This is a genomic window from Nostoc sp. 106C (assembly GCF_002154725.1).
In the GTDB taxonomy this organism is placed as follows: domain Bacteria; phylum Cyanobacteriota; class Cyanobacteriia; order Cyanobacteriales; family Nostocaceae; genus Aulosira.
On the sequence record NZ_MTAW01000221.1, the window covers coordinates 21400 to 33818 of the forward strand.

A 12419-nucleotide genomic window follows, 5' to 3' on the forward strand; every position below is an offset into this window, starting at 1 on the left:
CAGATGCTAGACTATTCAAAATGTACAAGTTTGCTCCAGCAGGGGAGAATGAATCAATAGTATTTGGTGCGGCGCGCCCTGGATATGTAAACCAGAAAGTGCATGATTGGATTGAGTACATGAAGCAGCAAGATATCAAGCGAGTTTGTTGTCTTCTTCCCGAAAAGCATTTAGTTAATTATTCTGTTAATTTGCTCAAGAGATATGAACAAGAATTTGGTGGTAATCAGCAAGTTTGCTGGGCACCAATTGAAGATTTCCATCTATGTGATTTAGATACACTCACAACGAAAATACTTCCTTTTTTAATAGCAGCCAAAAAACAAGGCGAGAAGGTAGTTGTACACTGTTCTGGTGGTAACGGACGTACTGGCCATATACTAGCCGCATGGTTGGTAACTGTTCGCGGATTATCAAATACAACTGCAATAACTGCGGTTAAGAAAACAGGCAGAAATCCTTATGAAGCTGCGATAGCATCTGTGTTTAGCGGCAGAAATCCCTTTCAAGTTGTCAAAGAACTAGACTCACTGTTGAATAATTGCCGCCTCACAATACGTGCAGATGAGTTTACATAGCTAGGAGAAATGTCAGGCTGCGATCGCAGTTGTATTTAGCTCCGTAAATCTATATGATTGGCGTTTAGTGAAGTGTAATTCTTAAGATAAGATATCGTCAGGAAAAATATTCTGAATATTGCTATTATCCTGGGCGATCGCTCTACTCATGAGGTAAATGATATGGCAATGGTTCTAGATAACGTCGTTCCTTTTGGGAGGTCAATGGATGAATATATAAAAATGTTCAATTTAACCGACGCAGATTTAAATAAAAAAATTATTGGGATTGGCGATGGACCAGCAAGCTTTAATGCCGAAATGACAAGTCAAGGTAAAAGTGTAATTTCAGTTGATCCACTTTACCAATTTTCTAGCGATAAAATATTGCAACGCTTTAATCAAGTAGTTGATAACATTATTAACCAAGTTAAAGCTACACCTAATGATTGGGTATGGAGCTATCATAAATCTCCAGATGATTTACGCTCCAATCGAGTAGAAGTTATTCAAAAATTTATTGCTGATTATGAGATTGGTAAAAATAATCATAGGTATGAAGTTGGCGAATTGCCAAAGTTAGCATATTCAAACCAAGCATTTGACCTAGCTCTTTGTTCACATTTTTTATTTTTATATTCAGATCATTTCGCTTATGATTTTCACCTCAATTCCATTGAGGAGATGCTACGTATTGCTAAGGAAATTAGAATATTTCCTTTAATAACACTAATGTTGGAACCTTCTCCATATTTAGATGCAATAGTGAAGCATTACACTGCTAAAGATTACAATGTAGAGATTAAAGAAGTTGAATATGAACTACAGCTTGGTGGAAATCGGATGTTGAGGATTGCTCGATTAAGAAGTTGATTTCTCTGTTAACATTTCCGCTATTTCTTCACCCTCAATCACATTCTTAGAATCATTAGATACAGACATAAAACCATCTGCTGCATCTTTAATAAAACCAGCTACAGGTACGGCAATTAGCAAACCCAACAAACCACCTATATAAGTTCCTACTAGCAGGGAAATTATCACCCATATCGGTCTAAGTCCTGTAAAACGCCCTAAAAGACGGGGTGCGATCGCCTGGTCGATTAACTGGTCGATAATAATAGCTACAGCAAAAATCTTTACTGCTAGCCAAACATTATGTGAAGCGATAATTAAAATAATTACAATCAGGCTGATGACATCACCAAAGGGAATTAAGCTTAAAAGCCCGACACCTAAACCAAAGAGTAAAGCAAACTGGACTTGGAAAACTAAAAATAATACGGTTTCGGCAACTCCCATCAGTAGCGCTAAACTTACTTGACCTATCAAGTAATTTTGAAAATTTAATTGCAGAGACTGTCTAGCCTGTTGCGCAAAGCCCCAAGGTATTTTGTTAAATATACTCTCCCAAATTCGTTTACCATCTATTAATAAATAAAAAGTTAATACCACTGTTACTATTGCCTCTGAAAGGCTATCAATGGTATCTCTGATAATACTTAGAAAGTGATTAAATAAATACTCTAATTCATCAGGTACGTGATTAGAAACTTGAGATAGTATTTGACTTATATTAACCTTTAATTTTTGGTTTAAATCTGAATTATTTAAACTTTGGAGTTTTGCTTCATTAGCATCGATCCATTGGGGCAGCAATTTAGCCATTTCATTAAATTGCTCTAATACAATGGGGAATAAGACAACAGCTAAACCAATAAAAATAATTAAAGCTGATATAAAAACTATTCCTATTGCATAGTTACGTTTAACTCCACGTTGCTGAAGAATCGAAACAGGATAGTTTAAAATAAAAGCAAGCAAACCTGCTAGTACTAAAATTGTGACTATTGGTTGGAAGTATTTAAAAAATTGAAATGCTAGCCAACCATTGAGAAAAACTAAAGGAAATAGCAGTGTCAAAATTAATATTTTGATAAGTTGATTTAGAGAAAAATTCATAATCAATTCAATAAACTATTACTATTGCGATGTGACACAAGAAATATTCCTATAATTGTAAATTCGCTGTCATAATTATTCTAGGATTATATATTTAATAATGTTCAAGATAATACCAAACCTAGAAGAAACAACTTTTTATTTTTGAATTATGGGCAGCAGTTCTAACCTTCTTTAAAAGCTAAAAATTGCTCTTCATTTATGCGTCCTGCTTGATACAGCGTTTCTGTAATTTCGGAAATAGTTAAAACTGCATAGCTATGGTAACCATTTTTTCTCAACCTATCTTTTACCCCTTGTTCATGGTCGATAAATACCACAATATCATTAACGTTTAGTCCCGCAGATTGCAATTTTTCTGCACCTTCCATCACACTTTTGCCACTGATGAGAATATCATCAACAACTACCACAGTTTCACCAGGATGGAAGTTACCCTCAATTACCTTGCGAGTTCCATGTGCTTTGACCTCCTTACGAGGAAAAATCATCGGATAATGAAGGCGCAAAGCTAAACCTGTTGCTGTGGGTAAAGAACCATAGGGAATACCTGCTATCCTATCAAAATTTAGGTTTTGCAAAATCTGCTCATAAGCACTTAGAACTTGATTAAAAACTTGAGGATTAGAAATAATTTTACGTAAGTCAATGTAATATGGAAACGTTTCTCCCGAGGCTTGCACAAAGTTACCAAACATGATGCAGCCGATATCATACAATTGTAAAATTAAATCTTGCTGCGGGTGTTGATTTAAAAAACACACATCGGGTAACCATACAGAACAGGTAGAATTATTCTGAATAATATTAGTTTTAGCTTGATTAATTTCTGCCCTTAAAGAGTGAATTTCTGTAGCTAATTGTGGAGTTCCTAACATATCTTGAGGTACAGGAATTAGCAGTCCATCACCGTTATTATTTAAGCCTGCTGCTAAAATTTGATTGAAATTGCTACCCTCTGCCCAGATACTACGAGCCATAATAATTCTTTCGGGTGCAACTGCTCGAATTAATGCCAAAACATCAGGATTTGTAGTTCCCACCTCTAGTCCTAATTGTTCTGGAGTGCCCCAATTTTTTGATTCTTTTACCACCTGCAAGTATAAAGGCGATTCGTTGGTAGGATATTGCTGTAAAGTTTCCGCCCCTTGATTAGATGTACAACACAAAATAAATACAGCTTTATCAGGATAAACTAAAAATGGTGCTACATGATCTTGCCCGGTGTAGGGACTGAGCGTAATAGCATCTGCCCGCCATTGTGTAAACACAGTACGAGCAAAAATAGTACTGGTATTTAAGTCACTGTGTTTAGCATCTAAAATAATTGGAATATGGTCTGGGATAGCTGTTAAAGTTTTGTACAGCAGTTCTAAACCTGGAATACCTAAAGCTTCATAAAAGCCCAGTGTTGGTTTATAAGCACAAACACAATCAGCAGTTTCAGAAATAATAAATTGTAACCAATTCCACAAGCCAGTCATGATATCTTGAGATTCATAACGAGCAGGCATCATTTCGGGATTTGGATCGAGTCCTACAAATAGTAAGCTTTGATTGCGGGCAATATTGTCATGTAATTTATCGAAAAATTTCATAGTCATTTTTTTAAAGGTAATATTGCTAAGTTTTAACCAGATTAAGCACTTTTTAAAGTCCCGCAAACCATTCGTAACCTTGGTCTTCCCAATAGCCTTTAAAAGGCGATAAATAACTAGCTAGTGTAATTTGAGTCACCCATTTACTTTGCTTATAACCCAGTTTAATAGGCGAAGCCAAACGCAGAGGTGCACCGTTATCAATTGGTAAAGGCTCACCATTCTTTTGATAGGCTAATAAAGTTTGGGGATGCAACACCGATGCTATATCCCAACTTTCATAGTAGCCATCGGCTGATTTAAAATAAGCATACTTGACATTAGCTTTAGGTTGAGCAAGGGTAATAATCTCCTTTAAACGTATACCACCCCACTGCACGATCGCAGCCCAGCCTTCTACACAAACATGGCGAATAATCATGGAAGTTAAAGGTAAAGCTTGTATTTCTGCCATGCTCAGGCTGAGAGGATTATTGACTTCACCATCAACAATTAAACGATACTTTTGTTGATCAATAATTGGAGTAGCTCTAAAGGTATTAACTATTAATGCTTCTGGTTGAATCTCACTGGCTGGAAATTCTGGTACTGGCTTTTGGGGATTAAATATCAATGCTTCTACTTTTTGATTTAGCGGTTCGGAAAGTTTACCTACTAAATCTTCAAAACTCGGTGTACCACAGCCAGCTAGCAAAAAGCTGACACCAGATAACCCAGAAATTTGGAAAAATTGACGGCGTGTTAATTGAAGACGATGATTGCGAATTAAACCCATATTCAAAAATATCAAATTCTTTGGTAGCAAGAGCAGCGAATTTACCAAAACATAGATTCTGTAAGTTCCTCACCCCCAGCTTTACGCCCTAGTAGAGAATGAGCGATCGCAAATATAATTACTGTTGGGACTGAGGAAAAGTGAACAATCCGCAATGCTTCCCAACTCCCAAATATATTGACAATCCAGGGAAATTGCGCAGGTTTATACATTCCTATGCCAGTAATTAATGCTAAGAGCAAAATAGGAATAATAGCTGTATAAACAATGCGATGCCAAGCATAAATCAACCGCTTGGAATTGTGGCTTTTTTGTAATGCTTTAAGATCGTTGACACCCACAAATCTATGTCGCCAACGTCGGGTAATTAAAATGTAAACTCCATACCACAATAAATTTAAGGAAAATAGCCACATGGCGAAAAAATGCCAATGTCTACCCCCAGCTAGCCAACCTCCTAATGTAAATAAAGGCGAAATGTGTAAACCTGCACGTCCACCAAAAACAGGATTGGCATTATAAATTTGCAGCCCACTGGTAACCATGAGGAACAAACTAATGATATTACCAGAGTGGAAAATCTTAGCTCCTATTGCTTGAGTTGGTAACTTCCGTGCTTTAGAGGGAATGGTTGAAGTCATAGATATCTAGTTTATTTGTCTGAGACAAACAGCCTATTCTACCTTTTCATCCTACGATTCAATCGCGATTTTATTGTTGACTATTTCTCTAATTTTCTGCGGTTGTTCAAATCTGTTGCAGCCACAAAGCTAAAAATACGACCTTTGATCCCATGTCTTATGTGCCATAGTTTACCGATTAAGCAACAATTATCTCCACACTGTGCAAAACCAGACAGGCTGTTTCTCTTATATAGCAATCTGTATATGAGTTTTAAAATTACTCGTTGAGTCAGCGAACAAGAAAGAAGGCTCTACAAATTTTCACAAATGAAATAGGACTGCTATATCAGTGAACTTACTATAACTATTTCGGCTAAAAAGTATCATTATTGATATAACAATTTCATAATAACTAGTTCAAATAAATACTTATTAAATTGTTTTTTATAGTAAAAATTACTTAGGCAATAATCACCCTATTAATATTTCTAAACCAAGCTCAAGGATGAAACCACCATTCCCTGATAACGAAGCACAGAGAATTGAAGCACTTTTGCAGTATCAGATCCTCGATACAGTATCTGAAGAAGCCTTTGATGAACTTACTCATTTAGCATCATATATTTGTGGTACACCGATTGCTTTAGTCAGCTTAATTGATAGCAATCGTCAATGGTTTAAGTCAAAAGTCGGTTTGGCAGCCCTAGAAACGCCCCGCGATCTTGCATTTTGCGCTCATGCTATCCTACAACCTGACATTTTTGTAGTTCCCGATGCCACAACTGACGAACGATTTGCGGCTAATCCTCTAGTTACGTCAGAGCCTCATGTACGTTTTTATGCAGGTGTACCTCTGATTAATGCTGAAGGTTATGGGTTAGGAACACTCTGCGTAATTGACCATGTACCACGGAACCTAACAGCGGAACAGACGGAGGCATTACGGATTTTAGGCCGCCAAGTCATTAGGCAAATGGAATTGCGGCGCAATTTAGCAAGTTTAGTATTGACAAATCAAAAAGGCAAATATCTTAAAAAAACACGTATTAAATTTTTAAAAAAAATTGCAGCAGGATTTGGATTAGCAGCAACGCTATTAATTTTGACTGGTATGGTTTTCTATCAAAATACTAAATTATTGATTAATACTACTAACCAAGAAAAAATTACTGAAGAGAAAATCTACACTCAAGAAAAACTACTATCTCTACTAAAAGATGCTGAGACTGGACAACGTGGTTATCTGCTTACGGGAGAAGAACTTTATTTACAACCTTATCAAGCAGCAATTGCCGATATTGATGCAGAAATTCAAAAGCTGAAACAGTTAACAGCAAATCAACCCAAAAAACAGCAGCAACTCACTACCCTTGAAAGATTGATTGCAGCGAAACTAGCAGAGTTGAAGGAAACGATAGAATTCCGCCAAAATAAAGGGTTTGATGTCAGCTTAAAGCTAGTTTTGACAAATCGAGGCAAAATTCTGATGGATGATATCCGCAAGTTGATTGCTGAGATGGAGAACGAGGAAAAAAAGCTACATCAACAACACAGAGCAGCAGTAACAGCTAGTGGATGGAATACAATTTGGACATTTGCGATCGCCATTTGCTTGTGTTTTCTCATTCTCGCTGTTGTCTACAACCTCATTTACCGAGAAGTAACTGAGCGGAAGCGGACAGAGGAAATATTAGAAAAAGAGCGTAACTTTATTTCAGCAGTTCTGAATACAGCTGGAGCTTTGGTACTAGTGCTCGATGCCCAAGGGCAAATCGTTCGCTTCAATCAAGCTTGCGAGCAAACAACTGGTTACTCATTTGATGAAGTCAGAGGTAGGTATTTCTGGAACATTCTTCTGATTCCTGAAGAAGTCGAGCCAGTCAAAGCAGTTTTTCAACAACTACAAGGTGGTACAGGTGTAAAAAATTACGAAAACTACTGGTTAACAAAGAATGGTAGTCGGCGGTTGATTGCATGGTCAAACACCATCTTGAAAGATGATGAGGGTAATGTTGAATATATTATCGGTACTGGGATTGATATTAGTGAACGCAAACGGGCAGAACAACACCTGAGCGCTCAATATGCCGCAACCAGTGTCTTAACAGCAGCTAACACAATTAGCGAAGCTACTCCCCTGATCCTGCAAAGAATCTGTGAAAGCTTAGGATGGGATTTGGGGGAAATTTGGCTAGTAGATCCGCAAGAAAATCTGCTGCGTTGTCTCGATATGTGGCAAAAAGCATCTTTGGAAGTCCCAGAGTTTGAGGTCGCCACCCGACAAGCTACGTTTGCACTGGGAGTTGGATTACCTGGTCAGATATGGAATGAGAACAAGCCTATTTGGATTGATAATGTCGTTGAAGATGCAAACTTCGTCCGTACCCAAATCGCTGCTCAAGCCGGAATACATACAGCTTTTGGGTTTCCTATCCATAGTCGCAATAAAACCTTTGGTGTCATCACTTTCTTTAAGCAGGAAAAGCAGCAAATTGATCTAGATTTGCTCATGAGTATGACCTCTATTGGTAACCAAGTCGGTCAGTTTATCGAGCGCAAGCAAGCAAAAGAAGAACTCCAACGCCAGAACTTGCGATCGCAATTGTTAGCTGATGTCACTTTAAAAATTCGTGAGTCTTTACAAATTGATGACATTCTGCAAACCAGCGTGACAGAAGTGCAAACGCTGCTACAAGCAGATCGCGTCCTCATTTTGCAGTTGGAATCAAATGGCGATTTAACACCGCTAAAAGAGGCCGTGCTACCTGGATTGCCCATTGTCATGGGACAGAACATCGTTGAGCCTTGTTTTTCACAAGATTATATCCAGAAATATAGTCAGGGAAGGATTAGTGCCATTACTGATATAGAGCAAGCTAACCTTAAACCTTGCCATCTTGAATTACTCCAACAATTTGCTGTCAAAGCTAATCTAGTTGTCCCGATTTTACTCAAAAAGCAACTATGGGGATTACTAATTGCCCATCAGTGCAACCATCCCCGCCAATGGACTAGTTGGGAAATTGAATTTTTGCAGGAATTAGCTGACCAAATCGGTATTGCTTTAGCCCAAGCCCAATTATTAGAAGCAGAAACGACTCAGCGACAAGAACTTGAATTAGCTCGTCACCAAGCTGAGTTGGCATCTCAAGCCAAAAGTGCTTTTTTGGCAAACATGAGTCATGAAATTCGCACCCCTATGAATGCCGTTTTGGGAATGACTGGCTTGTTGTTAGAAACATTTCTCAACCCAGAACAGCGAGATTTTATCGAAACTATACGTATTAGTGGAGACGCTCTTTTATCCTTAATTAACGAGATTTTGGATTTATCCAAACTAGAGGCGGGGGAATTGGTTCTCGAAACTCTAGACTTTGACTTATCGACCTGTATTGAAGAAGTCTTAGACTTGTTGGCTTCTCATGCCAATAATAAGGGATTGGAAATTGCAGCGTTAATTTATCGCAACGTCCCCATCCAGCTGCAAGGAGATGCTAGCCGTCTGCGACAGATTTTGGTGAACCTGCTCAGTAATGCTATCAAGTTCACTAGCGTTGGTGAGGTCGTAGTCAAGGTGGAATTGCGAGATGAAACATTAACTACAGCTACTATCCAGTTTGCTGTCACAGATACAGGTCTAGGTATTGCTTTGGAAGACCAAGGCAAACTCTTTACACCATTTACTCAAGTGGATGCTTCCACTACTCGCAAATATGGAGGTACAGGTTTAGGATTAGCTATTTGCAAACAACTAGTGACTTTGATGGGAGGAGAAATTGGTGTAGAAAGCCAGCTCGGGGAAGGATCGAAATTTTGGTTTGAAGTAACTTTTGTTAAGCAACTCCAGCCTGCTTCTATAATCAGCGATCGCGGACTGCTAAACAATCGCCGTTTGTTAGTAGTGGATGACAATGCTACTAATCGGAAAATTATTTACCATCAAGCTACCCGTTGGGGAATGCAGGTAGACACAGCTGACTGTGCGGCTACAGCCTTGAGAAATATGCAAGCAGCTGATGAACAAAAACAGCCCTATGATGTCGTCTTGATTGATATGCAGATGCCCGAAATAGATGGCATGACTTTGGGAACACAAATTAAAGCCAATTTTGCCATTGCTAATATACCGTTGATTATGCTTACCTCTACTAATCAACGGGATGAAATCCAACGAGCGCTCACAATAGGATTTGCTGCTTATTTGGTCAAACCTGTTAAACCATCTCGCCTCCTCGACACTATTATGACTAACTTAGGAACTGAGCCAAAACCAGATGATTCTGATGCATCAGATGTTACAAAACTATCAAATTGTCCACGTATAGTAGAGAATAATTCTCATAAATACCAGTTAAGAATTCTCTTAGCTGAAGATAATTTAGTTAATCAGAAAGTCGCTCTCAAACAGCTCGAAAGTTTGGGCTATAGTGCCGATGTTGCTGCCAATGGTAGAGAAGTATTACAGTTATTAGAAAAAATCCCCTATGATTTGATTCTCATGGATTGCCAAATGCCGATTCTTGATGGTTTAGATACCACAAAAGAAATTCATCGTTGGCAAGAGAGCGCCTTTGCTAGTCATCGTCGCCCTGTGGTGATTGCAATGACTGCTAATGCAATGAAAGAAGATGAACAAATGTGTTTAGATGCAGGCATGGATGACTATCTGAGCAAGCCAGTGATGAAAGAAAAATTGGCAGCGAGGCTAGAGCATTGGGGGGCAATCCTGAAGACACAAGAAGCCGCAATTGTTGAACCTGAGAGAACAACAATAGATGCCGATTCATTCAATCTACCGATCAATTGGGAACACCTGCATCAGCTTTCGGAAAACAACACAGAATTTGAATTTGAGCTATTGCAAATCTTCGTTGAAGATACCCAGGCTCATTTAGAAGCAACTAAAGCCGCGATCGCCAGTAATGACTTTCAGCAAATTGCACAAGAAGCTCATCACCTCAAAGGTGCTAGTGCCAATGTGGGAATCACAGCTATGCAAAGAGCAGCAGAGCAATTAGAACAATTAGCTCATCATCAAGAGCGTAGAGGTACTACTAAGTTAATTGATGATTTAGCAGAATCTATCAACCAGATTCAAGTCTTCTTAAGAAATAATGGTATTCAATAATATTTACAAATAAATAAACAGTAACGATTATCTGCTGCTTGTTTATAAGTTAACTGATCGGCAATTACCGACATAATTTTTAAACCACGTCCCCGGTCTAGCTCATTATCTTCAAATTCAGATAGTTCTGCTAATTTTTTATCTAAATCAAAGGCCTTACCTTGCGACCATATCCGAATTTCTATGCGTTCGCTGAAGCGTGCAGCTTCTAACTCAATTGATGTATCAATAGGTAAATCTTTGTGTGCATGTTCAACAATGTTAGCAAAGCCTTCCATTAAAAGGGTTTGACATTCCCACCAGATTCTTGTGTCAGGAATAGGTGGATGATTTATCCGATCAAACCATGATAAAACTTGTGAAGCAACAGTCAAATCAGTATTAACTCTGAAATTAATTTTATTGATCACTTTTTAAGTAAACCTTTAATGAATTTGTTTTTATCAAGCATATATAATATTTTTGGATATTTGACTATTTATTAATATTACACCAATCAAAAAAATGTTAATTTAAATGAGATTAAGGAATTATTGCAGAATTTAATTAAATATAATTTATGTTGAAAATATTAATTATTGATGATGACCCGATCGTGCGTACAGCACTCAAAAGAACACTCCAAAACCAGGGTTATGAGACTGCAACAGCCAGCGATGGTGAAGAAGGAATTACATTAGCAAACAGCTTACGTCCGGCTCTAATTATCTGTGACTGGATGATGTCGAAGATAGACGGATTAGAAGTCTGTCGTCGGATCAAGGCAGATCCAGAATTGGCAACTACTTTTTTCATTCTGCTGACTGCTAAAGGTGCAGCTCCAGGAGAGGAAAAAGATAGAGTTCAAGGATTAGATGCAGGTGCGGATGAATTTGTCTCCAAACCAATAGAGATGAATGAATTAAAGGCAAGGGTAAGAGCAGGGTTAAGATTACACCAGCTTCATCAAGCTTTACAAAGTCAAAAACAAGCTTTAGAGCAACTTAACCAGAATTTGCAAACTCAAAAGCAAATTTTAGAAGCAGAATTAGCTGAAGCAGCTGATTATGTGCGATCGCTTTTACCGCCGCCTTTGCTAGGAACAGTTACCACAGAAGCACTGTTTATTCCTTCAGCACAATTAGGAGGCGATTGCTTTGACTATTACTGGCTTGATCAGGATAATTTAGCAATTTATCTATTGGATGTCTCAGGACATGGAGTTGGTTCAGCGCTGTTATCTGTATCTGTGCTTAATCTCTTGCGATCGCAGTCTCTACCCAACACTAACTTTTGTCAACCAAGTGAAGTTCTCAAAGCTCTCAATCAAGCTTTTCAGATGAGTTATCACAGCGATAAGTACTTTACCATCTGGTATGGAGTTTATCATCGCCCGCAACGTCAGCTTGTTTACGCTAATGCTGGACATCCACCAGCTTTACTAGTTTCTGGTAAAGATCCAACAGATATCGATGTGAGAAAGCTAAGTTCTTTAGATATGCCCATTGGCTTTTTGCCTGATGTCCACTTTGAAGATGCAATTATCGAAATCTCCGCCAACAGCACTTTATATATCTTTAGTGACGGTGCTTATGAAATTCATCAGCCAAATGGTCAACTTTGGGGTCTCAATGCTTTGATTGATTTGTTAATCAACTGTAGCAATATCGATACTAGCCCACTTAAGCAAGTATTAGCACAGATTCTGACTTTAAATTCCCAAGAAAATCTTGATGATGACTTATCTTTGCTGAAGGTTAACTTTGGTTAGTCTAGCCCAATCTACATATTTATACA

The 12419-nt window shown here is 38.2% G+C and carries 9 protein-coding genes; 4 read left to right on the top strand and 5 right to left on the bottom strand.

Annotated elements, in window-relative coordinates:
• Window positions 1–20 precede the first annotated feature (20 nt).
• Together BV375_RS32365 and BV375_RS32370 are read left to right on the top strand one after the other, a co-directional pair.
• The gene (locus BV375_RS32365; protein WP_086768183.1) at window positions 21–578 is read left to right on the top strand and encodes a dual specificity protein phosphatase family protein; all 558 of its coding nucleotides are present in this window, start codon (window positions 21–23) and stop codon (window positions 576–578) included.
• Window positions 579–740: 162 nt separating this feature from the next.
• Window positions 741–1430 (top strand): SAM-dependent methyltransferase, encoded by a 690-nt coding sequence (locus tag BV375_RS32370; protein ID WP_086768185.1) that lies wholly within the window; start codon window positions 741–743, stop codon window positions 1428–1430.
• Here the strand turns inward: BV375_RS32370 and BV375_RS32375 are convergent.
• From BV375_RS32375 to BV375_RS32390, 4 genes are all read right to left on the bottom strand, one after another.
• Window positions 1419–2519 carry an AI-2E family transporter gene (locus BV375_RS32375; RefSeq protein ID WP_086768187.1) on the bottom strand — a complete coding sequence of 367 codons (1101 nt, stop codon included), beginning with the start codon at window positions 2517–2519 and terminating at the stop codon, window positions 1419–1421. The two genes, BV375_RS32370 and BV375_RS32375, sit on opposite strands and share 12 nt — an antisense overlap.
• A 164-nt stretch (window positions 2520–2683) precedes the next feature.
• Window positions 2684–4117, bottom strand: coding sequence for a bifunctional orotidine-5'-phosphate decarboxylase/orotate phosphoribosyltransferase (locus BV375_RS32380; RefSeq protein WP_086768189.1), 1434 nt, complete (start codon window positions 4115–4117; stop codon window positions 2684–2686).
• Between the two features lie 52 nt (window positions 4118–4169).
• Window positions 4170–4892: a molybdopterin-dependent oxidoreductase gene (locus BV375_RS32385; RefSeq protein WP_086768191.1), complete on the bottom strand. Its 723-nt coding sequence runs from the start codon at window positions 4890–4892 to the stop codon at window positions 4170–4172.
• 41 nt (window positions 4893–4933) lie between these two features.
• Window positions 4934–5533, bottom strand: a complete 600-nt coding sequence (locus BV375_RS32390; RefSeq protein WP_086768193.1) for a cytochrome b/b6 domain-containing protein — start codon at window positions 5531–5533, stop codon at window positions 4934–4936.
• Between the two features lie 487 nt (window positions 5534–6020).
• On the opposite strand from BV375_RS32390, the gene BV375_RS32395 reads away from it, so the two are divergent.
• Window positions 6021–10643: a GAF domain-containing protein gene (locus BV375_RS32395; protein ID WP_086768195.1), complete on the top strand. Its 4623-nt coding sequence runs from the start codon at window positions 6021–6023 to the stop codon at window positions 10641–10643.
• On the opposite strand, the gene BV375_RS32400 is transcribed toward BV375_RS32395, so the two are convergent.
• Window positions 10637–11053, bottom strand: coding sequence for an anti-sigma regulatory factor (locus BV375_RS32400; RefSeq protein WP_086768197.1), 417 nt, complete (start codon window positions 11051–11053; stop codon window positions 10637–10639). The two genes, BV375_RS32395 and BV375_RS32400, sit on opposite strands and share 7 nt — an antisense overlap.
• A gap of 149 nt (window positions 11054–11202) precedes the next feature.
• Between BV375_RS32400 and BV375_RS32405 the strand changes: the two genes are divergently transcribed.
• Window positions 11203–12393 (top strand): SpoIIE family protein phosphatase, encoded by a 1191-nt coding sequence (locus BV375_RS32405; RefSeq protein WP_086768199.1) that lies wholly within the window; start codon window positions 11203–11205, stop codon window positions 12391–12393.
• The last annotated feature ends 26 nt before the right edge of the window (window positions 12394–12419 follow it).

What these genes read in the sequence shown, in the direction of transcription:
- BV375_RS32365 (WP_086768183.1), top strand. Translation starts at nt 21, where the DNA reads ATGTACAAGTTTGCTCCAGCAGGGGAGAATGAATCAATAGTATTTGGT.
- BV375_RS32370 (WP_086768185.1), top strand. Translation starts at nt 741, where the DNA reads ATGGCAATGGTTCTAGATAACGTCGTTCCTTTTGGGAGGTCAATGGAT.
- BV375_RS32375 (WP_086768187.1), bottom strand. Translation starts at nt 2,519, where the DNA reads ATGAATTTTTCTCTAAATCAACTTATCAAAATATTAATTTTGACACTG.
- BV375_RS32380 (WP_086768189.1), bottom strand. Translation starts at nt 4,117, where the DNA reads ATGAAATTTTTCGATAAATTACATGACAATATTGCCCGCAATCAAAGC.
- BV375_RS32385 (WP_086768191.1), bottom strand. Translation starts at nt 4,892, where the DNA reads ATGGGTTTAATTCGCAATCATCGTCTTCAATTAACACGCCGTCAATTT.
- BV375_RS32390 (WP_086768193.1), bottom strand. Translation starts at nt 5,533, where the DNA reads ATGACTTCAACCATTCCCTCTAAAGCACGGAAGTTACCAACTCAAGCA.
- BV375_RS32395 (WP_086768195.1), top strand. Translation starts at nt 6,021, where the DNA reads ATGAAACCACCATTCCCTGATAACGAAGCACAGAGAATTGAAGCACTT.
- BV375_RS32405 (WP_086768199.1), top strand. Translation starts at nt 11,203, where the DNA reads ATGTTGAAAATATTAATTATTGATGATGACCCGATCGTGCGTACAGCA.